Consider the following 26,513-nt stretch of genomic DNA (forward strand, 5'->3'; position numbering starts at 1 on the left):
ATCGACGGGCTGTTATATCCTCTTTATCCATAACTCACGTTAGGTATTAAAATGAAGCAGAAATCCTTTCAGTGGTCAGTTGTTGGTGCGGGGCCTGCCGGAATTGCTGCAGTAGGTAAACTATTGGATTATGGGATCGCGCCTTCTGAAATATTATGGATTGATCCTCATTTTAAAGTGGGTGATTTTGGACAGCTCTGGCGGCACGTTTCCAGTAATACTACGGTCAAGCTCTTCTCAAGTTTTCTGCATGCTGCAAACTCATTTTCCTATAAAAAAGCCCCTTCCACATTTCGTTTAAACAACCTGGATCCTGATAATACCTGCCTGTTGAGTGATGTTGCGGAGCCCTTGCAATGGGTTACCAGCATTCTGGTGAATCAGGTTATTGCAGAAGAGACTGTCATCCACAGCTTGTCTCTCTCAGGCGGTTGCTGGACTTTATGCTCTGACACACAACAATACAGAGCGAAAAATGTTATTTTAGCGACAGGGGCTGCTCCATCCAGCCTCAACTACCCGGGTGTTAACGTGGTACCGTTTGAAATTGCAATCGATAAACAGCGTCTTGCCCATTTTGTTGATACGAATGAGACTTACGGAGTTTTTGGCTCTTCTCATTCGGCCATTATGATTTTACGCTCTCTTATCGAATTAGGGGTAAAGAAAGTGATTAACTTTTATCGCTCCCCTTGCCGTTATGCCATCAATATGGGCAATTGGATTTTATTCGATAACACAGGCTTGAAAGGTGATACGGCTGCTTGGGCCAGGAAACACATCGACGGTGTTTTGCCTGCCAATCTTGTCCGCTACTACCCAAGCGAATTAAATATTGCACGCCATCTTCCAGAGTGCGACAAAGTCATTTACGCCGTTGGCTTTGAAAGACGTAAAAATATGACCATTGATAATTATGAACACGTTACTCCTAATCCTCATGTGGGCATTATAGGACCAGGCTTATTCGGCTTGGGCATAGCCTATCCTGAACTTAGTGTCGACCTGTTTGGGACTATTGAGCATCAGGTAGGATTATGGAAGTTCATGGTGTATTTGTGTAAAGTGCTGCCTGTCTGGTTCAAATATCCTGCCTAGAGTTGCGAGATGATAACTCATCACACGCCCACTCTTCATCGGCTGGTTTTCTACAGACTCGCAAGACTCTGTTATATTGAAATGGTTAGGAAACGCCAAGGATAAAAAAATGACGAAGATATTAATTTGTTTAGGACTGCTTTTAAGCAGCAATTTACTCATGGCGAAACCATTGTCGCAATTGGACTCTGCTAATTTGCTCCCCTGTTTTAACATAGAGCAAGCAGAACGGATTGGAAAACAAATCAATAAGCTCTTACAGCATGAGTTTTGCGAGGAAAACATCAATCCAAAGAAATTTGCCTCTATCAGTCACAATATCCTGCCCAAAATTATGACAGAAACATTTTTAGGAGTAACCCCGCCAGAAAACTGGCAGCAATTAAGCGACGATATTATAAAAACTGCATCGCAAAAAAGAATCTATGCAAAAAAGCAGCTCACAAAGAGTTGGAAGAATGCATCAAACCGAGAATTCCTTTGATCCTGATACAATTTGGCCCCTGGTTTGCCCAAAATTGTCCACAATTGAATAAGTCTTTGATTGAACAATGGCCAAGTAAACAAACTATTCTCAAAAAGATAATTAATGAAAACAAAAGTGTCGAGTAATCGAGACAGGCTTAAGTCCAAGAGTTATGCTTGATAAAACCACATTTATTTACCTAATTCACCTGATTTCATCAAATATAACTTAACGATATGATCTACAACCAGGTTCTTAAAACGATGGGTTTGCGGACGAATAAAATCGATGTTCAAAAATTTGTATTTCATCGCGAAAACCAGTTCGAAAACCCTATAAATAAATCAAAGCTCATTTTAATCTATTCTTTTAGCCTTTCTGAACAATAAAGAATAATAATGAGAGTAGGTTATGCCAGAGTCTCAACACATAAAAAAAATTTAGATTTACAATTGGATGAATTGAAAGAGGCAGGATGTGGGTAATTTTTTACGGATAAGATTAGTGTTCCTGTATCTGAACGATCGGGTTTAGAGAAAGTTGAAAATTTCCTTAGAGAAGGGCATGCTTTGGTTGTATGGCGTTTGGACAGGTTAGGACGGTCTCTAAACATCTTATTTCATATTTAAGTAAGCTAGGAAAAAAAGGAATAGGTTTTCATAGCGTTACTGAGTCTATTAATATAGAAACATCTTCAGGCAAGTTTATGTTCCATGTATTTGGAGCACTTTCTGAGTTTGAGCGCAGCTTAATTAAAGAGCGGACTCTTGCTGGAGTTGAAGCGGCTAGAGATCGAGGGCGTCAAGGTGGTAGACCAGAAAAACTTAGTGATGAGCAAAAAGAGTTATTGAAAACACTTTATGCTAATAAAAGTCATTCGATTCAGTCAATTTGCAAGATTGTTGAGATAGGAAAGACTACACTTATAAATATATCAACCAATGAAATGAGTTGAATGTGTTTATACTGGATCTGAACTCATTGTTGAGTGAGTAATCCGTTTAATAAAGTGGTGAGGCTAAAATTAAGGCTGCAGGAGCAAATATTCAAAATGGGTTGAGAAGTTCATAATGTGACTAAGCCTAAAAAGGAAATACAACGAATGGGAAGGAGTCAAAGTGTAAATGTCATTTATTTTGATGAGTCAGGTAATACCGAGCAGGGATTCAAAGATAAGATACAGCCTTGTATTACATTTGCTTCACATAATTTTTCTGAAAAAAATTGCAAAAAATTCTGGAAAGTCATTTCCCTCAAACTCAAGCTAAAGAAGTAAAATATTCAAAGCTTGGAAAAAAAGGACGGATTGATAAATGTTATAATGTACTGCTTGAATTAAAAAATAATGGAGATTCTTGTTTTAAAGTATATTCAGTATATAAACCCCTCTTTCTTTTTCATTCCTTTTTAACTTTATTTCACGATAGCGCTTATGAAAAAAAATTTCCTGACAAATCTCATATTACAGGTGATCCAGATTGGGCCTTTTCTAGGATGTATGATTTATGGTTTCATTTTATTAGAATTAAAGGATTAGACTATATATTGAAGTTGATCGAGCTGTATTCATCTTTTATAGAAAAGAGGTCAGAGAGTGGGTATGAATCGTTAATTAAACATATTGAAATTTTAAAAAATAAATGTGGGCATGCAGCTTTGATTTATAACTGGATTTTAAATACTACTTTTGAAAACTGTGTGAAATTAATTAATGGCGAATCATTTCAAGATGAGACTGTCAAACCTTCTTGGTTAGATACAACTTTACCCTGCGTGTACCAGTTACTAAACCACTGGACATATTTTTTTGATGGTAATAATTTTGATGTAGTCCATGATGTTTCCTGGGTATTAAAAAAAAGAGAATGGATTATTAATAAATTACAAGGGATTGCAAGGGATAAGCCAAGGATATCAAATTCAAAAGTGCAAGATATGTGCTTTTATGTTTTTCCTGATTACTTACCAATACATAGTTTTGAATTTGAAAATTCAGAAAATTATGCTGCTTTGCAAATAGCAGACTTAGTGGCCGGATTAATAAATGAATTTATGGTGGATTTGTGTTCTGGAAAAGCTACTGAGAAGCACTTTAGTATTGTTAGAGACCTTATTGCCGAGGATAGTTTTATATATATGTTTCCAACTATTGATTATGCTCGAGAAGAAGACAAGCAAATAATATGCAGTAAAAATATGCAATTTATGTGATGACTATTTTAAATATTAACTAAGGCCTGTTTTTATGTCCCAAATCCACAGGAAAACCTTATAAAGCCAATTCAATTAATCGGACGATGGCAACGATTTGCCATGCGGGTTGATGGCTTCATCAACAGCGTCCTTTATTGGTGGGGGACCCACTAGCACAGGTCAAAGATCTATAAACAGATGCACCAGATTGGAATGGATTAACGTCACGTCAATTGATGCTTTTGAGATCCGCATGTAAACAACGTATTAAAAGTTGCACTCGTAAGAACCAAAACCCATTAATGGAAACAGAACTCTTTTATTTGTTGTTAGGTACAGGACTTCGAGAGAGACCCAAGTGGTTTCATTAAATGCAGCCCAATATCGTCAAAAAGGACTGTGCAATGTCTTACGCCATAAATCAAAACGTATTAGTCAAAAAATTCCATTACCCCAGGAGAGTAGGGGCTATCTAGATCAATATTTGGAAAAAAGAGAAGTTCAAGATGATGAACTATTATTTATTGCCCAATATGGAACTCGCCTGCAGACTTTAGATGTTTATAGGATATGCTAGCGAGTTTTAAAGCAAGCATTGGCTTTTTTACCAGAGCAGGAAAAATTTGCATTTACTCCCCATAAATTGCGGTATACTTTTTTAAAGAGGGTCACTGATAAACATGGAGTGCATTTTGCTCAAGAACTTAGTGGCAATGTTTCCATTAAGGAAATTTTTAGATACGCCAAACCAAGTCAGGAAGAAATGCAAGCAACAATTGAAGAATTGTTTGTCTAGCTATTATTACATGCAAATAAAAAATTCTAGACAAGACCAAAATAAAGACCTAAAATAAGACTATAATTAATTATTTAAGGTCTTATTATGCAAACTTTATTTGCTACACAAGTAGCGAGCATTAGTGAATTAAAAAAGAACCCCACTAAGCTCATTAATGATGCTCATGGAAAACCTGTTGCTATTCTTAACCACAATACAGCGGCAGCATATTTAATTCCTGTTGAAACATTTGAAAAACTAATGGATTTGATTGATGAGAATGAACTACATAAAATAGTAGAAGAGCGTTTGTCAGCACCTTTTACCTCAATAAAGGTAAATATTGATGATTTATGAGCTTCATTTTCATCCTTTAGCTTTAAAAGAATGGAAAAAGCTGGGGAAAAACCTTCAAGAAGAATTTAAGAAAGTGTTAAAACGCCGTTTAGAAAATCCACATGTGGCTTCGGCTGGCTTAAGAGGCTCTTTAAAAAATTGCTATAAAATAAAATTACGTCAATCTGGTTATCGTTTGGTGTATCAAGTTAATGATAATAAATTAATTGTAACCGTCATAGCAGTCGGAAAAAGAAACAAAAATGTTGTCTATGATGATGCAGATAACCGACAAGAAGACAGTTAAATGAGATAATCACCTAATAGCTTTCTTGAGCTCTCAAACCAAAATTGACCTAAGAAATATAAAACGCCACTTTTTCCAGGAATTAAAAATGATTGAAGGTATGATTGGGATTGCAATTTCAATTATTTCTGTTGTTATACCTATTGTATGGCCCGCGATTCCAACTTGGGTGGGGGTTCTTGGTTTAATTATAGGGGCATTTCTTATTGGAATAGCTGTTGGCCTCTTTTTTAATAAAAGAAAACCAAATTTAGCGTTGAGAGCTGAGCTTACTTTTCATTTTTACGGAGATACCAGAAATCCAAAACTACTTTCATCCGAAAATTTGTGGCGGTGGTATTTACTTAGAAATTGCTTTGTTACAGTAGATAACCAAGGAATTACACACAAAATAACTATATCAAATCTGTATATAACTTTTGATACCCCGGTGAAAATAGGCACGGTGGAAGTGAATTCACCCGATTCAAAACTCCCTGCATATGAAGTTAAAGAATATAATAACAGGTTCGTTATTATAGTATTTCAAGATGAACTGACTTCAGGAACTTTGAACATCACAGTCAAATAAATTATATTCATTTTAAGTTGTTAGGTTTGATTAATTCTAAAAGTAGACTTTTTAAGCAAACTGATCTGAAATAAATATTCGAAAAGAAATATGTTTATCTCTAAAGAGCCAATGTTCGCAAACTCCTATTTATTAATACATAAGAGTATCTCCCTTATAAGAAAATACTATTGAAAAGGTAATTCGTTTTGTTATCCGATTTTTGATTAATATCCGTAGATTTTAATAAAATTTCTATCATATTTTTTATTTCCAAAATCAATAGATAGATTTGTGGATAAAAATCGATCATTTAGCTGCAAATAAATATAATGGTATTCCACACCATAGTCCATTTATATTTTTAAATTGAGAAGTAATGAAAAAATTAAAAAATTCATTTTTAGTATTTACGACTTTATTAGTATTCAGTGTCGATGTGCAATCAACAGGAAAAATTGATACTGAAAATAATTTGATTTTAAATGAATCAAGTGTATCGAATTGTTTTAATAAAGAATTAGAAGATAAAATTAGTCATATAGATGATCAATTCAATGTAAAGAATTTATTTTTAAAAAACTTCAAATCTAATATGATCAAATTAATTAAGGAAAATAAATTAAGTAAAGAAGAAATTAATACACTGTTATTCCAGGCGAAAAAAACAAATTTTTGTGGAGCAAAAGCAAATGATGCATTAGCTACGTATTCTCTGCTTCTTGATATCGTAAAAGAGAAGCAAGATAATCGGCTATCAACAAAAAACAATTACTCAAAAAAAGCAACAAACTTATATCGCACTCTTGCAAATCATGGATCTATTGATGCTATAAAAGTATTATGCATACCAGACGGTAGTTGGGTTGTCGAGGCAGTTGATAAAAAGTCCTTGAAAATATGTTTTAATTCTCTTTATTTTGAGAATTTAAAATTAAATTGAACGAGCAAAAAATGTTCAGTGCTACTTATACTTCATTAATTTTAAATGAGTATAAAAATACATCAAAAAGAGCTGAAATTTGCTATAAATTTGCTAATGATAAAGTGATTATGAATTATCCAAAGGGTAAAGAATATACTTATAAAGATAGTTGTAGTCTTGATTTTATTTTGTATGCCGAAGAATTATTTTATGGAGAAAGATATCAGGAGTCATTTAAATATCTTTCCATTTTTGACCAATCTTCAAATGGTTCATGTATACCCCAATTTGAATTGGGCTATATGTACTCAACTGGAAAAGGAGTGCCTCAAAATTATAAGTTAGCAATTGATTGGTATATGAAATCATGTTCCAGCTCCAATAATCCTTCTGCTCAATATAATTTAGGCATTATGTATATGAAAGGCCATGGTGTATTGCAAAATAATACAATTGCGCATGCACTTTTTAATTTAGCATCAGCAAATGGGGTAGAGGATGCTGCCAAATTAAGAGATGCTATTGCTAATAAAATGACAAGGGAACAAATAGAAAAAGCTCAAATATTAGCTAGTAATTGGCTAAAAAAATGGTCTATTGACCTTAGTAATTAGGCCTTTTTTTTCTTTAGTCTGATTGTCATGAAATTAAACATAGAAGCAGGGTGAAGCTCAATCAGCAAGCGTAGGTCGCGCCTTGGCCTGACAATTCCTTGATTTATGGATATATGCAAAAAGAAATTATAACCAGTAATTTGGCTTTCTTGGATACATTACACACGACAAATCAGTTTAAAGATTAACATTGATTTTGTCGGGCCAAGGTCCGACCTTCCCTGCGGTTCCCAACTACAAGATGATACTGCGTTATAATAACTCCATTTATTATACCGGGGCTATCGGGTATATGGCCGATAAAATTTGCCAGGGTCAATAAATAGTATTCTGATGGTTAGATAATAAATGATGAAAAGTTCTTTTGGTGAAATGAATAAAAGAACCCTTTTTATTGAGCGATTCTTAAAAAAGCCATTTGCTTTATTCTGTGCTTTTGGCAAGTGGCATGATCGCATTCAGGCTTTGTTTACAGCCTAGGTGTAGTTTTTTCCCGAGGCGGTTGTGAGCTTGATACCATAAGTATTATTGAATAGGTGCCGCTTGGGAAAAAACAATTGTCGGCAAGGATTGCCCCTGTAATCAGATGGGTAAGCCGATTGACTTCGGCACATCTTGAATCAGTGACAACCTCTTTCGCTTTTTCATCTTTATTTCGCATAACAATCCTGTGTAGTTAATCTTTGCAGAGGACACTATGATGGTTTCATGTCATACAAACGAAGCAACCGGGTACCGAGTTGAGTCCAAAGCTCGATCTTGGTTCCTTCGCTAACGCTTGCAACAAGGAGTATTTCATTTGTAGTCCGTTGCGTTGGTGCAAAGCAAGTTAAGTTAAAAATAATCGACCAGTTAATGTCTGGTTAAGGATAGCATTATATTATTACAGATCAATTGCGCACGTCGTATGATTTAAGAGTAATAAGTAATGAAAGACAAAACAATACCTGGCCCTAATGCAAAATCGTTTAATAAGGAAGAGTTCTCTGAAAACGTGGCAAAAGGAGCCATTGTTGGCGCAACCAGCACGACCATGACGTTTGGTTTATTCGACAAGCCATTGGCCATTGCTACGAAAGCCTCCTCGGAAGTGGCTCAACATCCATGGCGTGGTATCAAAAATTTGTTTGCTGGGGGGATGAACGGAAGTTTTTCGACCAGCTGGAATAATAGCCTGTATGTACAGGCTTATCGAGCTTATTTAGAGCACCCTGTCAAAGGTTATCCTGTGGCTCTTTTAAACTCTTGCCTAAAGAATGTGGTGTTTTTTCCCGCAAAATATGGGAGTGAAAGGGCGCTTTATGCACTTTCAGGGAATGAACAGCAAGCAAAAAATTATTCCGGATTCCTGGCCGGTCTCACGACCGTTTACCTTACTGCGCCTGTTTCTGTTGTGAAAGCAAGACTGATGACTAATGTATCTCTTAATACACTCAATTTAAAACGATTGGGCTCAGGCATGAATGCCATCGCGATGCGTGACTGCATTCAATATGGAATTTATTTTAATGCCAAAGAGTGGTTAAATGAAAAAATTAGTGACGGTGTGATGGTAGGTGGCATAGCTGGCATTGTGGGGTATACCTTTAGTAATCCCTTAAGTGTAATTGGACTTAATCAAAAAACGGCTGTTGAATCAGTAAACATTCCCAACATGGCGAAACGAATTTATCAGGCGAATGGTGTGAAAGGGTTTTATCCTTTAGTCGGCCTAGCCGCTTTGGGCATGTTTGCTCGTGGCGTGGCTATCCATCAGGGCACTAAACTATTCGAATCCTTACGGGAAAACGAAGCTTATGGAAGTCCAACAAGGAACAGGTAGTAAATTCATGACGCCCCCTGTTTCCATGAAAATATTTCAGGGGGGCAGGACGATGAACCGTATTGGACATTAAGGCTATAACGCGGTGACGGTTTAATAATAGTCGCCGTATTGACTCAATTACGAGCAAGCGCAGGTCTGGCCTTGGCCTGACAATTCCTTGATTCATGTATATATGCAAAAAGAAATTGTAACCAGTGATGGGGCTTTCTCGGATACATTACACACCGCAAATCAGTTTGAAGATTAACATTGATTTTGTCGAGCGAGAGAATAGGCCATAGGGATAAAGAACCCCCCAGTTTATTTTCCTTGCCCTATTTTCTCTTCGATTGTGTCTGCATGAAGACATTATTTTTAGTTATTATATAATTGTGTCAGCGTGCAGACATATTTGAAAAAAGATTGCATGAGGCTATTGAACGCGCAAGGGAAAAAGAGCTGATTCAAAAATTACAAGGGGAGTAAGGTAGTACCAAAAATTAGTTAATTATTCTTTCTGGTTAGTGGTATCTGGAACTCAAATTTAATTTTATTTGGGGCACGGTTAGTTGTCTATGTTTTGATGAGATATTATTGCACTTTGAGCCGTTAAGAATTCTTGTGTTAACTTCCAAATAGAGTCTGACCATATCCTGCAGTTGATTCATAAGAAGGATTGCGTGCCCGTTCTGCAAAGGGTATTAAACTTGGCAAACCCAAAGGGGGCATGGAGGCAGCGATGTATGATAAAGATAAGGAAAAAATTTTTCATTTATACCAATTAGGTGTACCTATCCAAAAAATTATTTCAACTCACTTAGCTTATGGCAAATATTTATCCCTCAAAGCGTTTCTCAATAAGTCATTGTTACCATGAACCAGGGTAAGCTTTAATTTTCTTAAACAAAATGGAGTATTTAGTCCTCCCTTAGATGGAAGCTCTTTCACTGCTTTGCTGAGCAGATATTTGACGCTCTTCACTGATTAATTCAATCCATTTTTTAGGTGTAATCTCGTTTTGTATCAATAAGTTGATCGCTGCACTAGGATATTGACTTTGTGTAATGGCAAAATAAAAGTAAGCGGTCAATTTGCTTCTGCATAAGGCCCAGCCACTTTTTGCAACACATTGTTGCAAACTAGCGAATTCAATTTGATCTTCTTTGACTAATTGTTGCAGCTTTTGAATCGTGTCAGGGATGCATGCATCAAAAAACAATGTGGTCCCTTGCTGTCCCCATACGTCACTTAATATAATTCTTTTTAAAATGTTCATGTCACAAATTTGTTGCTCTTGTGAAATAGGTTTCTCAATTCTATGTGTTACCGGTTGTCCCAACATGGAATGTGTCCATTGCTGATAATAAGCCCGACCGTAAATTAACATACCACCTAAAATAAAATCAAAGGCATTTGGGGCTGCATACCAAAGAGCAGTGAAGAAATTGGATTTGATGACGTCCACTTTGGGGTAGGGATACTGATGGTTATTGGTTTTAATGATATGTTTGCGATCGTATTGCATTTTTAAAGATTCATATTTAACAAAGGATTTAGCCTGGTATTGATTCTGGCCAATACTTATCGTTTCTTCCTTCTTTGGTATTCCTCCATCGACTATTGCTAAATGAAAGTTATGATTTAAAACATGTTCATAACCCAGAAAATGACAATCAGGATTCTTAGATAAGGTATTTGCTAAATGTTGTCGCAATGCCTCCCCAACTTTAATATTAGGATCATAAAAATCTGGATGCTTGGCTAAATTCATTACCCAAAATACATTGACTTTATCCTTTTCACCAGCAGGAATATCTCGTAACATCATTCCCCAACAATACCCAATGACTTCGTCGTTTTTATCTTTGGCAATAAAACAAATAGTCTCTTTATAATGTAACATTGAAGATAGGACGATATCCCCTATAAAAGGCAAATCGCCAAAGTTTGCTCCATGGGCTAAAGAATCGATACGTTTAATTTCCCCCATTGCTTTATTAAGTTCAGCAGTATTATTGGGATCTAAAATCTGAACTTCTTTGAAGCCATAGGGCTTACCTTCCATCATTTTTAACGAAAAATTAAAGGTACATTCGCCATCTAACTTTTTGTGGTGTTTAATTTTAAGAGGATTTTGATTTCTGCAATTTAACAGATCTGTCCATAATTGATGAATGTAAAGTAATTTTTCATTATTTGGTGAGGTATTTCGCAAATTAATTAATTGCTGGGTGAAACGATGTACATATTCTGTATGGAGATAAATAGCATGGCTACTGAAATCAACAACAAACTCTGCCGTCATTAATTTTTTGATTTCGGGTAAGTGATATTCAACAGGATCTGTATATGATTTTACTATTGCTTCTAGTGAACTCCATTTGCGTTCAAGTACATCGATTTTTGAATACGACATCTATATTTCCTTGTAATAAATTTTCGGAGAAATCTTAACATGGGAATTTACTTGGCCAAATCCTATTTGGTCAATAAAGATTAGGCCCTTTTAAAATTTAAAAAGGGTTCCACTTTGCAAAAAGAACAAGCATCCTTCTAAGTGCCGGAATTTAGGGTATAACCAGAGTGTATTCACAGAGTTATCCACAGAAAATGGGGATAAGTGATTAATGCAATCTAGGTATCAATACCTAATAAGTCCTTGTAGGGCAAGGGGTTTTGTAAAATGTGCAGGATCTCAGGCGGTCAGAGATTGAAAAATAAAAATAGTTATTCACAGGGTGAGATGCAATTTAGATGTTAAGCGATTTACATCGTAACAAAAAAAAAAATAAAAAAACAGTCTTGACGAAGTCGATTTTTTTCCAAAAAAATTTGGGCATGCGCGATTACGCATAAACCGATTAAGCCAATGTGGTAAGTGCATGGACAACTATTTGATTCAAGCCGATTAGAATGATATAACGTGCACCTTTAATGGTTGCATCGCCTAATGTGAGCGCCATGAGATTAAATAGTATACCACCTTTAAAAGGCCTGACTTTTAATTTGATAAGCTTATGTTGTATTCACTAATTAAAAAATACCATACCGCACACCGCCTATCCGACTATTCTTAGCGACATACCGCTTTTGTATTTCTATCTAATTACTTCAACGTGCTGTCTCTTTAGCTAACGCAAAGAGCAATATCGGTTTTTTTAATATGTAAAGGATGTCAATATGCATGTGTTAGATCCCTTAACTCTTGAAGAAATTCAGGAAAGTTGTGATATTTTAAAACGAGAAAAAGAACTGTCTGACAGTTATCGGTTTGCCTGGGTAATGACTTACGAACCGCCTCAAAAAGAAGTCTTGCATTCAAGTGATACTGATTTCGACCGTTGCGCTTTTCTCTCTGTTTTTAATAAAAAAACGAATGAAACCTTTGAAGCAGTCGTAAACCTCAACAGTAAAAAAGTTGTGGAATGGAAACAGATTGTCCTCGAAGTGCCACCCTATGGTAAGCCGCCTATTTTAATTGAGGATTTTCAAAAATGTGAGCAAATCGTTAAAGCCGATCCGACCTGGAGAGCCGCGATGGAAAAGCGTGGGCTTGATGATGAACAAATTGACAACATTCAAGTAGACGCATTTTCTGCCGGCTATTTTGATGAAGAGGAAGAGAGAGAACAACGGATTGTCAAAGGGATAAGTTTTTACCGTGATAATTTAAAGGATAATGGTTATGCCCGTCCCATTGAAGGGGTTGTCGCGATAGTAGACCTTGGCAATGAGAAGGTATTGCGTGTCATTGATGACGGCCGCAATGTCCCAATTCCTAAAGAAAAAATCAATTACGATTCGGATTCTTATCCTGAAAAACGCAAGGACTTAAAACCACTGGATATTATTCAAGCAGAAGGACCAAGTTTTAAAGTAAATGGCTGGCAAGTCAATTGGCAAAATTGGTCATTCCATGTTGGGTTTACGCCGCGTGAGGGATTGGTTTTGCACCAGATCAAATACCTGGATGAAGGGAAAGAAAGGCCAATTATTTACCGGGCCAGTGTGACGGATATGATAGTCCCCTATGCGGACCCTTCCGTGAGTCATTACTGGAAAAGCGCTTTTGATGCGGGTGAATATGGTCTTGGCAAATTGGCAAATGAACTAAAGCTCGGATGTGATTGTTTAGGCAATATTTATTATTTTGACGTTCCTGCGGCGGATGATTTTGGCAATGCCAGATTGATTAAAAATGCAATTTGCATGCACGAAGAAGACGCGGGCACCCTGTGGAAGCATTATGAAACACGCAACAGCACCTTCGAGGTTCGCCGTGCTCGAGAGTTGGTCGTCAGCTTTTTTACTACGATAGGTAACTACGACTATGGCTTTTACTGGCGATTTGGACAGGATGGCAGCCTCAAACTGGAAATAAAATTGACTGGTATTGTACAAACAGCGGCAATATTTCCTGAGGCTCAGTATGAATGGGGAGGGAAATTGACACCGGAGTTGGCAGCACCTACGCATCAGCATTTTTTCAATGCCCGCCTTCATATGATGGTTGATGGTGAAAAGAACTCATTCAGTGAACACGAGTTTTATCCTATCGCCATGGGTGGAAAAAATCCCTATGGAAATGCGTTTGGCAGTAGCCAGAAAACATTTGAACATGAAGGTGAGGCAGCCCGCTTGGCTTGTGCGCAAACCCAGAGAACCTGGAAGATATTCAATCCCAATAGCGTCAATAGCATTGGCACAGCACCAGCTTATAAACTGGAATTGCCAGAAACCCCTTTACTGCTGGCAGATGAAGAGAGTTATATTTATAAACGCGGGGGATTCGCCAGCAAGCAGGTGTGGGTAACACAATATGACCCACAGGAAAAATACGCAGCAGGAGATTATCCCAATCAGAGTTCTGGTGGCTGTGGTTTACCTGCTTACATTAAACAGAACCGTAAAATAGACAATGACAATTTGGTCTTGTGGGTAACGCTGGGGTCTACGCATTTTCCAAGACCTGAAGACTTTCCGGTCATGCCTACTTCGATCATTTCTGCCAAGCTTCAGCCTTTTGGTTTTTTTAAGAGGAATCCGGCTATGGATCTTCCTCAAGGCAAAGTACAGGAAAAAGGGGACACCTGCTGTTCTTCATTAACTTATTAATCGATTGGAACCAAGCACCTTCTTGAGGAGAGGGTGCTTTCCTGTTGGAGCTTAAAAATCAAAATCTCTCAGGACTTACGAAAAACTCCAATCTCTATGTTAAAAAATGTTTTTAATTCGGTCATTTAGTTTATCTAAACTCCCTCATTAAAAACATTTTTTGCCTTGACCTTGGAGTTTTTCGTAAGTCCTGTCTCTATTAAAAGAGTTCCTGTCTTTATTTTTCCTCTTTTTTATCCAGCTTGTGACCATCCAGATGACGTTCACTGCGTTCATTCTCTTGTTTTTCCTGTTGCTTTTCTTTTTTTGTCCTTCCAAATTTTATGCGATTTTCAGATGCTTTTATTTCTTTTTCCAAGCGGACTTTAGCCTTTCTTTTTTTATTAAGATTAATGATATCTGCCATGGCACTCTCTGTTGTAAGACCTTGTTTATACTATAGCGCATAAAACCAGGGCAAATCATCTCAATACACAAATCGATCGAAATGAATGATCTGGAAGTATACACTTTGAGAATGGGAAGGACTGTCGCAAGATAGTATTTGCAGCATTGTTTTTTATGACACTTTGCAAAAAGAGCAAGCATCCTTTTAAGTGCTGGATTTTAGTCTATAACCAGAGTGTATTCACAGAGTTATCCACAGAAAATGGGGATAAGTAATCAATACAATTCACGTATTAATATGTAATAAATCCTTACAAGGCAAGGGGTTTTATAAAAAGGGCATGGTGTCAAATGCTAATGAGATTAAAAATAAACACAAGTTATCCACAGGAAGCGAGATGCTAGTGAAGGTATGGGACGCTCATTATGATAACAAAAAAAAAAATAAAAAACAGTCTTGACTGGCACAAATTTTTACCTGAAAAAGATTTGGATAGACTGGCATCAGAAATAATAGCAATACAAAAACAGCTAATCCTGCTATAATTTTTGAACAAAAGGTGAGCTCCTGTTGGCAGGATTTTTCACTTTAAATCGTTCACTGACGGCTTCTGAGACTGATGGCACAGAGGGTGTTCAGTAGATTTTCTCATGAGTCGAGTTTTCAAAGGAGCATGCAATGACTGACTACCTCGATAAAACCGCAAGCTTAACTCCAGCCACTAAAAGAATAGTGTGCGACAAAGCTACTGAATATCCTCATACTGGCTCTTATAATCAAGTAGCGACTCATGGCACGTATTTATGCAGGCGCTGTGGCCTGGCGTTGTTTCGTGGTGTCAGTCAATTTAGCTCAGGCTGTGGCTGGCCCAGTTTTGACGATGAAATAGCTAACGCTGTGGCAAGGAAACCGGATGCGGATGGTCAGCGCACCGAGATATTATGCGCTCGTTGTGATGCTCACCTGGGGCATGTGTTCACAGGGGAATACATGACGTATAAGAATTTACGTCATTGCGTTAATTCCGCTTCATTGGATTTTGTCGCGGATAATGAAGTGCTGGATACAGAAGAAGCCATCCTTGCAGGGGGGTGTTTTTGGGGAGTGGAATATTATTTAAAACGAATTCCCGGAGTGTTAAAAGTCGAGTCGGGCTATACAGGTGGCCGTGCTTTAGAGCCAAGTTATGAGCAAGTATGCAGTGGTATTTCAGGGCATTATGAGGCTGTGCGAGTCATCTATGATTCTGCTAAAACCAATTATCATGACATTATAAAGCGATTTTTTGAAATTCACGACCCAACTCAGGTGGATGGACAAGGTCCGGACTTGGGCCACCAATATTTAAGTGCCGTGTTTTATTTTAATCAGGAACAACTCCAGGAAGCGGAGTTATTGATTCAGTTATTAAAGAAAAGAGGGTATCAGGTTGTAACCCAATTATTGCAAGCACAACCCTTTTGGCCTGCTGAAGACTATCATCAAGATTACTATTTTAAACATCACAAAATCCCTTATTGCCATAAGCCGGTTAGTCGTTTTGGCTAGTTGCCTTTACAGGAGGTATTGACGAAGATAAAAAATATATCTGTCCATAATGCTTGTTCTGTTACAGTTCTTCGCTTTATAAACTTTCTTGGGCCAAAGGTGGATCCGGATAGATGCTTTGATCACGACATTAGTTTACTTTCAGAGGATAGGTCATCACTGTTTGCATAGTCTTCCAGGGAGTCTATTGCGCAAGTGGTTTCAAGTTCTTCTGGACTGCTTGCCTTCATTTCTATGTCTATCGCATTTTTCCATTTGATGGCTTTTTTCAAGATTCTTTCATTGCGTATTATGTTTTTTGGTATTGGGAGCTGGTCTTCAAAAAAGCTGCAATTTTTTAGAATAGATTCCTTGAAAGTTTCTTCTTTAGAATTAATAAATGGAGTAGAGTTTAGGATTTTATCATCTGTGATGATGGCTCGGCTCTGGGCAACGCGCAGCAGACGCGGAGGCAAGCTGGCGCAATGTACCGGAAAATCATCTTCGAGTTTTGCAATTTTTACCCTGTCACTGGCATCAGCTTGTTTATCCATGAAATCATAAATGTTTTCATATTCATCTTGGGTAGATAACATGCTGGCGCAATCCATAGTAAACGTAGCGCATCCTAGGTCGGAATGTTGTAGTTTAACATCAGGAATGTAGATTTTTATTGACAGTCCTTCGATTTCATCAAGGGAATCATTCAGTCCAGCCTCATTGACTAATATTTGAGCCATATTGTATGATAATTGTGGCCCCAAGCTATCAAGCACTAAAATTTTTAAAGTATAATGGCCTTTTTCAATTGAATATTGTAGTTCGAGCAAAGACCAATGGCGCCTACCAGATTTTTCCGTATCTAGATAAGCAATTTGTACCTTAAAATTGTTTTCAAATAATTTTGATGAACTACAGCTATTATAAATAAAATCATAAAGCTTATTGCGGCGTTCATAATCACAAACAAAACCGGTAAATGGATAATCTGATTTTTTTAATTCCCGAGATTTTCTCTTTAATGCAAAAGCTACTTCCAATTCGAGTGCAGAAAATGTAGGCGACTCGCCTAAAGAAGGTTTATCGGTAGTTCTATCTGATTTACTGTTTGCCATATAAAAACCGAATCATGTTGTATTATCATTATATAGGATGTTTTTGTTTTGTTCAAGCATGCGTCTTGTCTTGTGAATGATTCATGGAATAAAAATAGTCTACAATTTACATGATGAATTATTTTTAACTGCATAAAGGATGTAAGTGTATGCAAGGAGTGCGTTATGAAAATATTAGTCAATTCATCCATTTTGGCAATCGTTTTGGCGCTTTCAACACCACTATTCGCTGATGATACGAAATGGATGACAGAGAATAATTTGGTGAAAGGGGTTATCACTTTTCAAGATGATTCGCAAATTCAGGTTTATGCTGCTCAAGCCGATCTTGATAAATTGCAACAGAATCTTGCTAATATTCAATCAGTTGAACTACAACCTAATCAAACCGATTCTACAACGTCACCAAATCAACAGAGTGAATAACACAGGTCTTGTCCGAGTTAAACGACATGTGCTGTTTCCAGTTTAGCTCGGGCGTATGTTTTTCTTGTGGTCAGAATTTTGTTTTTCTGAATCTGTCTGCTGATATTGCTGATCAGCCTTTTCCGCTTTGCGTTGGTTTTCATAGAGCTGAATTTCATTGAGTTGTTGCTGCCAAAATGAAGAAGTATGTTCTTTTAATTGATTGATTTTTCGTACGAGCATGCCAAGGTGGGTTGCCAGCATGGGAAGCTTTGATGGCCCAAACACAATGATAGCAATAATGAAAATAAGTAATAACTCACCAAGACTCATGATGGTTTATGATCGTCTTTTTGAGTGTCATTTGTTTCCTCACTATTCATGGCTTTGCGGAAATTCTTAATCGCTTCGCCAAGGTCAGAGCCGATTGTTTTTAATTTGGAAGTACCAAACAAGGCTACAATAATGGCTAGAATTAATAAGAGTGATAACGGACTTATTCCACTTAATCCCATGTTAGTTCCTTATCTTGCGGTTGATGAGTACAAAAATTCCAGCTAAAACAGAACCAGCTATCGTGATGGTTGTGAGATGATTATAATCCAGCAAATCAAAATAGCTAATGACACCTAATGATAAAAATGAGAAAAAGACACCCAGTCCCACACTCCTCCATTGGATGGTCTGATTGTTATTTTCAGATTGCAAGCGTGTGAGTTCATGGACTGTTAACAACTGATCCTTTTTCATCTCCAGTATATCAAAAATCAGTTTAGGCATATGAGGGAGTTGCTCAGTAAAAAAGGGCAAATTTTGCTTTAAGCGTTTAATGAATGCTTTAGGTCCCATTTGTTCGCGCACCCATTTTTCAAGGAATGGTTTTGCTGTAGCCCATAAATCCAATTCAGGATAGAGTTGCCTGCCCAAACCTTCTATTGCCAACAGGGTTTTTTGCAGCAAAATCAGTTGGGGCTGCACTTCCATATGAAACCTTCTGGCAACCTGGAATAAACGGAAAACTACTTGCCCAAAGGAAATGTCTTTTAATGGCTTTTCAAAAATAGGTTCGCAAACGGTTCTTATGCTGCTTTCAAATTCTGCAACAGGGGTGTCACGCGATACCCATCCGGATTCTACATGCAATTCGGCTACGCGCTTGTAGTCACGGTTAAAAAAAGCAACCAGGTTTTCAGCCAGATAACGCTTGTCATTATCTGTCAGGGTCCCAATGATGCCAAAATCAACACAAATATACTGAGGGTCTTTGGGATTTTGGTAGGAGACAAAGATATTTCCCGGGTGCATGTCTGCATGAAAAAAACAATCCCGGAAAACTTGAGTAAAGAAAATTTCTACTCCACGCTCGGCCAGTTTTTTAATGTCAATGCCGTGATCTCTAAGACTGGCTATATCAGTCACGGGTATGCCATGGATGCGTTCAATGACCAGGATGTTATGATGGCAATAATCCCAATAGATTTCAGGTATATATAACATCGGAGATTGATTGAAATTTCTTCGCAATTGAGCGGCATTTGCCGCTTCTCTCATTAAATCCAGTTCATCCAGTAAGGTATGCTCAAATTCCTTGACTATCTCTTTGGGCTTGAAGCGCTTTCCCTCAGGCCAATAGCGGTCAGCCAATGTGGCGATGGTGTACATGATACTTAAATCTTGTTCTATAAGCCGGCGCATATTGGGTCTTAGTATTTTTACAACGACATTTTCCCCTGTCTTCAGAGTTGCCGCATGCACTTGTGCCATGGAAGCGGAAGCCAGAGCGATCGGATCAAATTGGGCAAAAACATCATAGGCCGACTGTTTATAGGCCTGTTCAATGATGTTCATGGCGACATGGCTGGGGAATGGAGGAACTTTGTCTTGCAGTTTACTTAATTCTTTTGCGATGTCTTCAGGAAGTATATCGGGGCGTGTGGAAAGGGCTTGTCCGAATTTAATGAAAATGGGGCCGAGTTCCTCCAGTGATTTGCGCAGCGCTTCACCACGCGTTAATTTCTCTTTGCGAAGCCAGTTCCATGGGTTTAAATAAACTATAAAACGTAAAGGAGCAAACAGTTTGATAGACACAACAACATTATCGAGACCATTTTTGGCTAAAATATAATTGATATGTATAAGACGAATAAGTTGCTTAATTGATTTCATAACAGCTCATCGGTTGTTGATTTCGAGCTTCCAGCCGCTCAATATACAATGATAATCCATCCAGATTCTGAATAAAATCATCCAATCGTTTAATTGCCTTCATCATCGCTCATTAAATTATTAATATGGGCTTGAAGGCGATCAACACTTAACACCAATTCATCAACCTCGGCAAAAAAATCTTCCAATTCATTTCTTGAAGGAGAAATGCGTAATTCTTCCTGAAGAAATTCGGTGATGTTTTGTTGCATTGAGGTGCTGAATTGATTTTTAAATTCCAGTCCTTTACGTACAAAAGAGCCAATTTGATGAGCCACCACATCACCTGTGAAGTGAGCCAGGTGTCCTTCCCAGTCAATATCTATTTCGTCAAATAGTTTCTTTACACTTTGCCCCAATTCAATGTCGCCTGAGATGCGTATCTTGTCATTAAATAAAGAGCGGGCTTTCGATGTGGGTAATAAGCTCAAGCGAATCAATCCTATCGGATTGCTGTGAATGATTGTATCAGGGCGCCCATCAATGCGATGAAGCAATTGCATTTCTCTCCCTTTAAAGCGAATGTAAAAATTAACATTTAAGGGGGTAATGACCATTTCAAGTGTTTTGCCATCCAGTTTTTGAATTTTTTGCGGCATCTGCTCATCGAGCTTCATTGCCTGATTGATGGCTGTTTGTAATGCTTTCAGCGAGTATTCTTTTAACATAATCAACTCAATATTTGTAGGCAATATGCAGAGCGACTATACCGCCACTTAAATTATGATAATGACAATCCTCAAATCCAACCCGTTCAATCATTGCTTTTAATGTTTCCTGATCAGGATGCATTCTGATTGATTCTGCAAGGTATTGATAGCTGGCTTCATCGTTAGCAACAAATTTTCCGATTTTTGGCAAAATGTTAAATGAATACCAATCATAAACGGGCTTAAGTCCAGGAAAAACTGGTGTTGAAAATTCAAGCACCATTAATTTCCCACCCGGTTTGCATACTCTGTACATGGATTGCAGCGCTTCGTCTTTATCAGTAACATTTCTAAGTCCAAACCCCATAGTGATGCAATGAAAACTGTTATCCGCAAAAGGGAGGCATTGCGCATTACCCTGAACATAACGAATGTTTTTAAATAATCCCTCATCAAGCAAGCGATCGCGGCCAACATGGAGCATGGCTACGTTGATGTCGGCAAGAATAACTTGTCCGGAGTCGCCCACTTTTTGCGATAATAAACGGGTTAAATCACCGCTGCCCCCGGCCAAATCCAATACGCTCTGCCCAGGTCGAACATGACTTAATTCAATGGTATAGCGTTTCCAGAGATGATGAATTCCCAAGGACATCAGATCATTCATACGATCATAATTTTTAGCAACAGAATGAAATACTTCTGCTACTTTCTTTTCTTTCTCATTCCAGTCTACTGATTTAAAACCAAAATGGGTGGTTTGTTTCTGATTCGTCATATTTGCCGGATAGTATCATTAAAGTGTTCATCTTAACCGATAATCATTAAGATACCCAGTTAAAAATTGTATACTTTTTTTTATCCATGTACAGATGAAAACAGGGGTATTTACAGGATACACGCTACAAATTTTGCAAGGTAATTAAATAGTAGTTTTCATCTGGCGGCCTATTGTTTTTTTGGGAAAGCCATAGGTATTCTGCCAATTGATCCATGATTAAATGTTCAACAGCCATGGGATCCTGATATTTTTCTATTAACTTGGTGTAAACAGTACGGATGCCTTGTGGCCTATCGGTCGCTACTTGTTCGCGAACGGCAAGATGAAGCCCCATATGAAGGAAGGGATTGGTTTCGCCTAATTCAGGATAATAAGTATGTTCAGGAAAAGATTGAATTTGTTCAATGACTTTATGGTATTCCGGATGATCAAGAATCACTTGGGCAATTTCTTTTTCCAAGGGAGAAAGTTCTTTTTTATTCTGGTACTTATTCCAGCTGATAAAAAATAACTGTCGAGTTTCTTGTACTGTATCGCCGTAAAACATAATAGCCCGATTGATATAAAATGCTCCATTTTAACTGAATAAAAAAATAACAACAATGTTGATGTGCAAATATTGCAGGTCAAGAGCAGGTTATGATGAATAAGTTTTGAATATTTAGTTCAGCCATTATCAAATTCACCCATGAAAACTAATACAATAGATGCATGATGAGCTTTATTGATTATTTTGGTGAAATCAGAGACCTTCGTAAGGATACCAATGTTAAAAGATAACTTGATTGCTTTAAACCCGATGAGATAAACCTCACCGGGTTAGTGCGACTTAGAAAAAGAAAATCCCTTATGATTGCGGACAAATTGTTCCGGGTGCGCAGTTTGTACACGCAATGGAGCACAAGCCCAACCACTCGATCGTTGCGAGCCTGTTTATCGTCTCTTGGATTAAAGAGATCGTTCGTCGTGGATAAGTCTCATGCGCCTGGATCTTCATAAGTGACTGATATTGTGCCAAGGGTTTAGTAGTGCCGGGCGCTGCCAAATCAATTGCCACGAGCTCCTTGTTTGTGTAAGTCTGCGCGGCGTAAAACCCCGGTTCTAGCGAGATTGCGGGATAAGCATCTGTTACGATTGCTTGGCTTACGTAAAAACCTGCACCACCATTCGCCGCTGGTTTTCCAAGACCATCAAAGTTGGCAATAATGTTGGTCGCTCCGTTGACCTCAATGGTATCGGTCACAACATAGCGGCTAGAGTTATCAAGAAAGCACCACCAAACAGGAGAAGTTGGATAGGGATTCATTCCGGGCTGTGTGCTCCAGAAGCTGTAGCTAAGATAAGTTGCCAGCCATTGCCCCATTTTCATCCCCTCAAGATTGCTTGCCCCAAGATCGTCTGTGCTGTGTGAGCTTCCAGGTGAAAGTGTATTGCAGGCATGTTGTTGTAGTCGTTGAGCAGATGGTACTTGGGCAGATGGATAGCGACTATGAATGAAATTCACAAAGCTCGTAAACTCTTGCTGAAAGTTCACGTCAGCAATGCAGGCTTGTCGTGAGAAGCAAGACGGTGAAGGTAGGGCCAGACTTTTGCTCATAGAATTGCTAGGATTGATAAAGAGAGAATTTAAAACAGACATATTCGATGCCTTTTGCGACATTGCTCCAGTCGGTGACGCCACAAGAAGAAGCGATAAGGCTGCGAGACAGATGTTTACAATAGCCCTTTTCTTGCCAAAGTTGATAATCGCTGCAACATTAGGACGTCCAGTGAACCTAATACCAAGAAATTCTATCATGACTATTTAACTCCCTTTAATTATTATCTATTGATTGATTGTTGTTTGAAAGTCGAAAGTTCTCTGGTTAGACCTCTCTGGTAGTTGTTCACCAAATAACTCACAAACTTATTGATGATAACTTGTTCTTTAGGTGGAATTCTTGTCGAAAAATAAATTCGCCTAGCAAGCAAATAGATCACATGGGATTATGGAATGAATGCTTAGCACTCGTCAATCAATTTGAGGCAGCTTTTAGCAGGGAGATAAAATGCATAGTGCTGATTCATCAGTATCACAATGTACGCCATTTGTTCAGCAAGTTTTATAGAGCAAGGATTGATCGTTTCAGTGGTATCATAAACTTAAAAATTGAGGTAACAAAGAGGGATTTTTGTGAGCATAGGTGCTTAGAAAATTGCTTTGATTTATCATCAATGTTAAGTTGGCGATGCCATTCAATGCAAAGCCACCAAGAGTTAACAAAGTTAAGAGGAAGGCTTCTTCGATTTACTCCATCAGTACTGAGGTAAACATTAATGATGAAAACCTTTATCATTGCAGCGGACAGAACGGTTGATTCTTTTGGTTCTCATCAAGACACTGATAATATTCTTAATCTGGCCAGGGAGAAAGAACTTGTTGTCGTAACTTTAGAAATCTTAAGTCTTGCTCAGGGATGGCAGGATAAAATGAAACCGCATCAGTTCAAAAGTGGCGCATCTGCCATGGCAGCTATTGAGAGGGCTCGGAAAATTCTTTCCACCAAAAAAGCAGATGCCGTCCTTATCAAGGGTCAGGATTTTTTAAAAACTGGGTATGGTCCTTGTGAGCGGGAAAAATTTATGAAATTTTATCATGAGAATTACACCCCGCTTCAAGGGTATAACGAACTGGTTCCTCTCTTTTTACAAAAGTACAAACTCGATGAGAAAGAATATTTCAAGATTCGTGATGCGTTGTTTGAAAACTACACAAAGACCTGGAAGAAAATTAATCCAGCAAATAGTATGCCTCATGAAAAATGGTATCGACCTCTCACTAGGTATTTCAGGGGCGTCGATTGTGCTAATCCGAGTGTTGACTATTCAGGTCAGATCATACTATCGACGGAAAAAGCAGCTGATGTTTTAAATATTCCTCAAAAAGCACGTATTGAAATTTTAGGTAACTCGTTTGTAAAAATTAATCTCAAGGGTTTAGCCTCTTTGCCCAAGATCGCAGCGTATCATCACCTTAAACGAGCTATCAACAAAGCCATCACTCAAGCCAAGCTCAATTTTAAAGACAAATTCATGAATGAAAAAGCTTTACTTGACGCATACACCTGCTTCCCGATCGTACCTATGGCTCTCCTCTATTGTCTGGGGCTAGTGAACTCTTTGACTGAAATTCCTAACTTACTTAAGTCATATGAAGTAACAGTAACTGGAGGTCTGAATCTCGGGAAAGCGCCTTGGAGTTTGACATCTCTTAATGCGCTAATTGTGATGCGGGAGAGGCTAATCTCATCAGATAAGGCGAAATTTGGACTTGTGCATGGGAATGGCTTATTTGGGAACCAGCAGGGAATAACTATTATAAAAAAATGAGCCTCCTCAAATCTTGTTGCTTTAGCAAATATGGTAAAAATGTTGACATTAAATAGTGGAGTATGAGATATTTATTTTGCGAGGTTGGACTTGCTATGTGTCATTCCACTGGGTCAATTGGCGACACACTGATTGGCCCTTTCTATTATCCTGAAATCCTGACAAGAGCTCTCTATGGCTTAATCTATAAGCTGCTTGTGATTAATTTCATCGCAATATAAGCCATTAAAATACCGCTAAGTAACTCTATTTTTTGCCATACTTTATTTTGGGTTAATAGGTTTGAAAAATAACGAGTAGTCATCGTTAATGAACTGAACCAAATCATGCTGGCGGAAATTACCCCTGCTAAAAAAGCCAGTTTATGGTCAGGATATTGACTGCTGCCGCTACCCACAATCACCAGGGTGTCTATAATGGCGTGAGGATTAAGCAGACTAAACCCCAGAGCAAATAAAATGATTTGCATTCTTGTATGAGGCTGATGTGTTTCTACAACGGTTTGTTTGTTTTTGGACAGCGCGCTTTTTAAGTTTTTTATTGCATAATAAATTAAAAAGGCAGAGCCTAGCCATACCATCCAGATTTGCAAGTTTGGGTGAGCCAAAAGCAATTGATGTAATCCAGCGACACTGCCGCACACCAAAATGACATCACAAAAAAAGCAAATGACTGCAGAGAGAGCAGCATGATTTTTTCGCGCACCTTGCCTGATAAGAAAGACATTTTGCGGACCTAAAGCCATTATCAAAGACAATCCCAAGAGTAATCCATTAAAATAAATCAACATAATTGCATCAGGATAGTAAAAAAAAGGCGATTATATCATAATTTTGTGCAAGATGTTTTATTGTTGATTGGTGTCGCATATTTTCTCCAGGACTTTATGTAACATGGGAGCGACTTTTGTGCTGGAGTAATGTTGCACTCTCTGAAATGCTTTGAGCGCAAGTTGTTTTGACAGGTCTTTGTCTCGCAAGAGGCGTTCCAAACCATCCGCCATGCTGAAAGGGTCCTCTGGGGGAACAAAGAGAGCACAGCCTGAGTTACCTGCAATTTCAAGTGGGCCTGATAAACGAGTGAGAACCATGGGCAAGGAATGCATCATGCTTTCCAGTACAACCAGGCCAAAAGATTCTTCCCGAGAAGGCAAACAGAAAATATCAATACTTTTATAAAATGACTCTTTATCCTCAATCCAGCCAAGTAAACTGATTTCATGATCCAAGCCACGATGACGAATTAATTCGATATAATGCTCTTTCTCCTTGCCGTCACCGGCAATTTTTGCTTGAAAAGCAACACCTCTCTTTTTTAGTTCCGCCAAAGCGTTTATAAAGACATCTACCCCTTTGATTGCAGCAAATCGGGCACAAACACCAATTGTTGGGATCTGGTTGTTTTTAGGTTCTCTGTATTGCAGATCGTCTGGAATATGAATCAAATTGGGAATGGTAAATACCCGGTGCTCCTCTATCCCCGAATTGATAATATCTCGACGCATTTGCTCTGTGAGTGCAATAATCGCGTCGGTACCAAAGTCATAGTGGCCTTTGACATGGCACACAGCTATCTTGGGGACTTTGGTCCCGGTTTTTTTGAACAAATAGGCTGCTCTGTAACTATGGGTAATGATGCAATCCGGCTGATGGATTTTAATTAATTTTTTCAGGCGGTGAATTGCAAAAAAATCATGCTGATTGAAATTATGCACGGTGATTAAATGGTCTTGGGGGCAACTGTTCCTTATTTCTGCTTTGGGATGAATGATTGGAATGACCATATTGCCTTGAGAACTTAAAGCTGGAATATAGTTTAAAAATACTTGTTCCAGGCCTCCGTTTACCTTGGAGAACATCGCATTAAATATTTTCACTTTAAATTTTC

The 26,513-nt window shown here is 38.0% G+C and carries 28 protein-coding genes and 3 pseudogenes; 19 read left to right on the forward strand and 12 right to left on the reverse strand.

Annotated features, from left to right (window positions below; genetic code table 11):
• The first annotated feature begins 51 nt into the window (after positions 1-51).
• The 15 genes and pseudogenes from OQI99_RS12445 to OQI99_RS12515 all read left to right on the forward strand — a co-directional run bounded on the left by OQI99_RS12445 (position 52) and on the right by OQI99_RS12515 (position 9,948).
• Positions 52-1,098: an FAD-dependent oxidoreductase gene (locus tag OQI99_RS12445; RefSeq protein WP_061513048.1), complete on the forward strand. Its 1,047-nt coding sequence runs from the start codon at positions 52-54 to the stop codon at positions 1,096-1,098.
• 109 nt (positions 1,099-1,207) lie between these two features.
• A pseudogene (locus tag OQI99_RS12450) lies at positions 1,208-1,710 on the forward strand (hypothetical protein).
• A gap of 252 nt (positions 1,711-1,962) precedes the next feature.
• Positions 1,963-2,519: pseudogene (locus tag OQI99_RS16265) on the forward strand (recombinase family protein).
• 269 nt (positions 2,520-2,788) lie between these two features.
• Complete coding sequence (locus OQI99_RS12460; protein WP_061513049.1) at positions 2,789-3,775, forward strand: DUF3800 domain-containing protein; 987 nt, start codon at positions 2,789-2,791, stop codon at positions 3,773-3,775.
• A 340-nt stretch (positions 3,776-4,115) separates the two neighbouring features.
• Positions 4,116-4,334, forward strand: coding sequence for a hypothetical protein (locus OQI99_RS12465; RefSeq protein ID WP_241495164.1), 219 nt, complete (start codon positions 4,116-4,118; stop codon positions 4,332-4,334).
• Positions 4,335-4,352: 18 nt separating this feature from the next.
• Positions 4,353-4,553, forward strand: a complete 201-nt coding sequence (locus tag OQI99_RS12470; RefSeq protein WP_236708780.1) for a hypothetical protein — start codon at positions 4,353-4,355, stop codon at positions 4,551-4,553.
• A gap of 87 nt (positions 4,554-4,640) precedes the next feature.
• Positions 4,641-4,892 (forward strand): type II toxin-antitoxin system prevent-host-death family antitoxin, encoded by a 252-nt coding sequence (locus OQI99_RS12475; RefSeq protein ID WP_027266056.1) that lies wholly within the window; start codon positions 4,641-4,643, stop codon positions 4,890-4,892.
• Positions 4,882-5,178 (forward strand): type II toxin-antitoxin system RelE family toxin, encoded by a 297-nt coding sequence (locus OQI99_RS12480; RefSeq protein WP_014842909.1) that lies wholly within the window; start codon positions 4,882-4,884, stop codon positions 5,176-5,178. The genes OQI99_RS12475 and OQI99_RS12480 overlap by 11 nt, the downstream gene beginning before the upstream one ends.
• 88 nt (positions 5,179-5,266) lie before the next feature.
• The gene (locus OQI99_RS12485) at positions 5,267-5,749 is read left to right on the forward strand and encodes a hypothetical protein (RefSeq protein WP_061513050.1); all 483 of its coding nucleotides are present in this window, start codon (positions 5,267-5,269) and stop codon (positions 5,747-5,749) included.
• A 358-nt stretch (positions 5,750-6,107) separates the two neighbouring features.
• Positions 6,108-6,671, forward strand: a complete 564-nt coding sequence (locus tag OQI99_RS12490; RefSeq protein ID WP_061513051.1) for a hypothetical protein — start codon at positions 6,108-6,110, stop codon at positions 6,669-6,671.
• Positions 6,668-7,267 carry a tetratricopeptide repeat protein gene (locus OQI99_RS12495; protein WP_265732115.1) on the forward strand — a complete coding sequence of 200 codons (600 nt, stop codon included), beginning with the start codon at positions 6,668-6,670 and terminating at the stop codon, positions 7,265-7,267. Before OQI99_RS12490 ends, OQI99_RS12495 begins: the two co-directional genes overlap by 4 nt.
• 208 nt (positions 7,268-7,475) lie before the next feature.
• Positions 7,476-7,589, forward strand: a pseudogene (locus OQI99_RS12500) (lytic murein transglycosylase); the annotation flags it as partial.
• A 26-nt stretch (positions 7,590-7,615) separates the two neighbouring features.
• A complete protein-coding gene (locus OQI99_RS12505; protein WP_265732116.1) occupies positions 7,616-7,747 on the forward strand; it encodes a hypothetical protein in 132 nt (43 codons plus the stop codon).
• Between the two features lie 448 nt (positions 7,748-8,195).
• Positions 8,196-9,089, forward strand: coding sequence for a hypothetical protein (locus tag OQI99_RS12510; RefSeq protein WP_061513054.1), 894 nt, complete (start codon positions 8,196-8,198; stop codon positions 9,087-9,089).
• A 721-nt stretch (positions 9,090-9,810) separates the two neighbouring features.
• Positions 9,811-9,948, forward strand: coding sequence for a hypothetical protein (locus OQI99_RS12515; protein ID WP_241495165.1), 138 nt, complete (start codon positions 9,811-9,813; stop codon positions 9,946-9,948).
• A gap of 51 nt (positions 9,949-9,999) precedes the next feature.
• Here the strand turns inward: OQI99_RS12515 and OQI99_RS12520 are convergent, their stop codons facing one another.
• Complete coding sequence (locus OQI99_RS12520) at positions 10,000-11,487, reverse strand: lpg2912 family Dot/Icm T4SS effector (RefSeq protein ID WP_061513056.1); 1,488 nt, start codon at positions 11,485-11,487, stop codon at positions 10,000-10,002.
• A gap of 764 nt (positions 11,488-12,251) precedes the next feature.
• On the opposite strand from OQI99_RS12520, the gene OQI99_RS12525 reads away from it, so the two are divergent.
• The gene (locus OQI99_RS12525) at positions 12,252-14,186 is read left to right on the forward strand and encodes a primary-amine oxidase (protein WP_061513057.1); all 1,935 of its coding nucleotides are present in this window, start codon (positions 12,252-12,254) and stop codon (positions 14,184-14,186) included.
• 217 nt (positions 14,187-14,403) lie between these two features.
• Here OQI99_RS12525 and OQI99_RS12530 read toward each other — a convergent pair whose 3' ends face one another.
• Entirely contained in the window at positions 14,404-14,592 is a 189-nt protein-coding gene (locus OQI99_RS12530) for a DUF4169 family protein (protein WP_061513058.1), read from the reverse strand.
• Between the two features lie 660 nt (positions 14,593-15,252).
• Between OQI99_RS12530 and OQI99_RS12535 the strand changes: the two genes are divergently transcribed.
• Complete coding sequence (locus tag OQI99_RS12535) at positions 15,253-16,122, forward strand: bifunctional methionine sulfoxide reductase B/A protein (protein ID WP_061513059.1); 870 nt, start codon at positions 15,253-15,255, stop codon at positions 16,120-16,122.
• A gap of 122 nt (positions 16,123-16,244) precedes the next feature.
• On the opposite strand, the gene OQI99_RS12540 is transcribed toward OQI99_RS12535, so the two are convergent.
• Positions 16,245-17,216 carry a hypothetical protein gene (locus tag OQI99_RS12540; RefSeq protein WP_265732117.1) on the reverse strand — a complete coding sequence of 324 codons (972 nt, stop codon included), beginning with the start codon at positions 17,214-17,216 and terminating at the stop codon, positions 16,245-16,247.
• Between the two features lie 165 nt (positions 17,217-17,381).
• Between OQI99_RS12540 and OQI99_RS12545 the strand changes: the two genes are divergently transcribed.
• Complete coding sequence (locus OQI99_RS12545) at positions 17,382-17,642, forward strand: hypothetical protein (RefSeq protein ID WP_061513061.1); 261 nt, start codon at positions 17,382-17,384, stop codon at positions 17,640-17,642.
• Positions 17,643-17,684: 42 nt separating this feature from the next.
• On the opposite strand, the gene OQI99_RS12550 is transcribed toward OQI99_RS12545, so the two are convergent.
• From OQI99_RS12550 to OQI99_RS12580, 7 genes are all read right to left on the reverse strand, one after another.
• Positions 17,685-17,954, reverse strand: coding sequence for a Sec-independent protein translocase subunit TatA/TatB (locus tag OQI99_RS12550; RefSeq protein WP_061513062.1), 270 nt, complete (start codon positions 17,952-17,954; stop codon positions 17,685-17,687).
• Entirely contained in the window at positions 17,951-18,136 is a 186-nt protein-coding gene (gene tatA, locus OQI99_RS12555) for a twin-arginine translocase TatA/TatE family subunit (protein ID WP_011216738.1), read from the reverse strand. The genes OQI99_RS12550 and tatA overlap by 4 nt, the downstream gene beginning before the upstream one ends.
• A gap of 1 nt (position 18,137) precedes the next feature.
• Entirely contained in the window at positions 18,138-19,787 is a 1,650-nt protein-coding gene (ubiB, locus tag OQI99_RS12560; protein WP_061513063.1) for a ubiquinone biosynthesis regulatory protein kinase UbiB, read from the reverse strand.
• Positions 19,788-19,876: 89 nt separating this feature from the next.
• Positions 19,877-20,494 (reverse strand): ubiquinone biosynthesis accessory factor UbiJ, encoded by a 618-nt coding sequence (locus OQI99_RS12565; protein ID WP_061513064.1) that lies wholly within the window; start codon positions 20,492-20,494, stop codon positions 19,877-19,879.
• 7 nt (positions 20,495-20,501) lie between these two features.
• A complete protein-coding gene (gene ubiE / locus OQI99_RS12570; RefSeq protein WP_061513065.1) occupies positions 20,502-21,254 on the reverse strand; it encodes a bifunctional demethylmenaquinone methyltransferase/2-methoxy-6-polyprenyl-1,4-benzoquinol methylase UbiE in 753 nt (250 codons plus the stop codon).
• A 124-nt stretch (positions 21,255-21,378) separates the two neighbouring features.
• On the reverse strand, positions 21,379-21,804 hold the full coding sequence (locus tag OQI99_RS12575; protein ID WP_061513066.1) for a DUF1841 family protein: 426 nt from the start codon (positions 21,802-21,804) through the stop codon (positions 21,379-21,381).
• Between the two features lie 300 nt (positions 21,805-22,104).
• Positions 22,105-23,055, reverse strand: coding sequence for a hypothetical protein (locus tag OQI99_RS12580; protein WP_061513067.1), 951 nt, complete (start codon positions 23,053-23,055; stop codon positions 22,105-22,107).
• Positions 23,056-23,573: 518 nt separating this feature from the next.
• On the opposite strand from OQI99_RS12580, the gene OQI99_RS12585 reads away from it, so the two are divergent.
• Positions 23,574-24,626, forward strand: coding sequence for a hypothetical protein (locus tag OQI99_RS12585; RefSeq protein WP_061513068.1), 1,053 nt, complete (start codon positions 23,574-23,576; stop codon positions 24,624-24,626).
• 184 nt (positions 24,627-24,810) lie between these two features.
• Here OQI99_RS12585 and OQI99_RS12590 read toward each other — a convergent pair whose 3' ends face one another.
• A complete protein-coding gene (locus OQI99_RS12590) occupies positions 24,811-25,416 on the reverse strand; it encodes a LysE/ArgO family amino acid transporter (protein ID WP_010948586.1) in 606 nt (201 codons plus the stop codon).
• Between the two features lie 57 nt (positions 25,417-25,473).
• Complete coding sequence (locus tag OQI99_RS12595) at positions 25,474-26,502, reverse strand: glycosyltransferase family 4 protein (protein ID WP_061513069.1); 1,029 nt, start codon at positions 26,500-26,502, stop codon at positions 25,474-25,476.
• Between the last annotated feature and the right edge of the window lie 11 nt (positions 26,503-26,513).

Origin of the sequence: Legionella sp. PATHC039 (genome assembly GCF_026191275.1) — a bacterium.
Classification (GTDB): Bacteria; Pseudomonadota; Gammaproteobacteria; order Legionellales; family Legionellaceae; genus Legionella; species Legionella pneumophila.

Coding starts and splice junctions, on each gene's coding strand:
- OQI99_RS12445 (WP_061513048.1), top strand. CDS start 52: ATGAAGCAGAAATCCTTTCAGTGGTCAGTTGTTGGTGCGGGGCCTGCC.
- OQI99_RS12475 (WP_027266056.1), top strand. CDS start 4,641: ATGCAAACTTTATTTGCTACACAAGTAGCGAGCATTAGTGAATTAAAA.
- OQI99_RS12480 (WP_014842909.1), top strand. CDS start 4,882: ATGATTTATGAGCTTCATTTTCATCCTTTAGCTTTAAAAGAATGGAAA.
- OQI99_RS12485 (WP_061513050.1), top strand. CDS start 5,267: ATGATTGAAGGTATGATTGGGATTGCAATTTCAATTATTTCTGTTGTT.
- OQI99_RS12490 (WP_061513051.1), top strand. CDS start 6,108: ATGAAAAAATTAAAAAATTCATTTTTAGTATTTACGACTTTATTAGTA.
- OQI99_RS12505 (WP_265732116.1), top strand. CDS start 7,616: ATGATGAAAAGTTCTTTTGGTGAAATGAATAAAAGAACCCTTTTTATT.
- OQI99_RS12510 (WP_061513054.1), top strand. CDS start 8,196: ATGAAAGACAAAACAATACCTGGCCCTAATGCAAAATCGTTTAATAAG.
- OQI99_RS12515 (WP_241495165.1), top strand. CDS start 9,811: ATGTATGATAAAGATAAGGAAAAAATTTTTCATTTATACCAATTAGGT.
- OQI99_RS12520 (WP_061513056.1), bottom strand. CDS start 11,487: ATGTCGTATTCAAAAATCGATGTACTTGAACGCAAATGGAGTTCACTA.
- OQI99_RS12525 (WP_061513057.1), top strand. CDS start 12,252: ATGCATGTGTTAGATCCCTTAACTCTTGAAGAAATTCAGGAAAGTTGT.
- OQI99_RS12530 (WP_061513058.1), bottom strand. CDS start 14,592: ATGGCAGATATCATTAATCTTAATAAAAAAAGAAAGGCTAAAGTCCGC.
- OQI99_RS12535 (WP_061513059.1), top strand. CDS start 15,253: ATGACTGACTACCTCGATAAAACCGCAAGCTTAACTCCAGCCACTAAA.
- OQI99_RS12540 (WP_265732117.1), bottom strand. CDS start 17,216: ATGGCAAACAGTAAATCAGATAGAACTACCGATAAACCTTCTTTAGGC.
- OQI99_RS12545 (WP_061513061.1), top strand. CDS start 17,382: ATGAAAATATTAGTCAATTCATCCATTTTGGCAATCGTTTTGGCGCTT.
- OQI99_RS12550 (WP_061513062.1), bottom strand. CDS start 17,954: ATGAGTCTTGGTGAGTTATTACTTATTTTCATTATTGCTATCATTGTG.
- tatA (WP_011216738.1), bottom strand. CDS start 18,136: ATGGGATTAAGTGGAATAAGTCCGTTATCACTCTTATTAATTCTAGCC.
- ubiB (WP_061513063.1), bottom strand. CDS start 19,787: ATGAAATCAATTAAGCAACTTATTCGTCTTATACATATCAATTATATT.
- OQI99_RS12565 (WP_061513064.1), bottom strand. CDS start 20,494: ATGTTAAAAGAATACTCGCTGAAAGCATTACAAACAGCCATCAATCAG.
- ubiE (WP_061513065.1), bottom strand. CDS start 21,254: ATGACGAATCAGAAACAAACCACCCATTTTGGTTTTAAATCAGTAGAC.
- OQI99_RS12575 (WP_061513066.1), bottom strand. CDS start 21,804: ATGTTTTACGGCGATACAGTACAAGAAACTCGACAGTTATTTTTTATC.
- OQI99_RS12580 (WP_061513067.1), bottom strand. CDS start 23,055: ATGATAGAATTTCTTGGTATTAGGTTCACTGGACGTCCTAATGTTGCA.
- OQI99_RS12585 (WP_061513068.1), top strand. CDS start 23,574: ATGATGAAAACCTTTATCATTGCAGCGGACAGAACGGTTGATTCTTTT.
- OQI99_RS12590 (WP_010948586.1), bottom strand. CDS start 25,416: ATGTTGATTTATTTTAATGGATTACTCTTGGGATTGTCTTTGATAATG.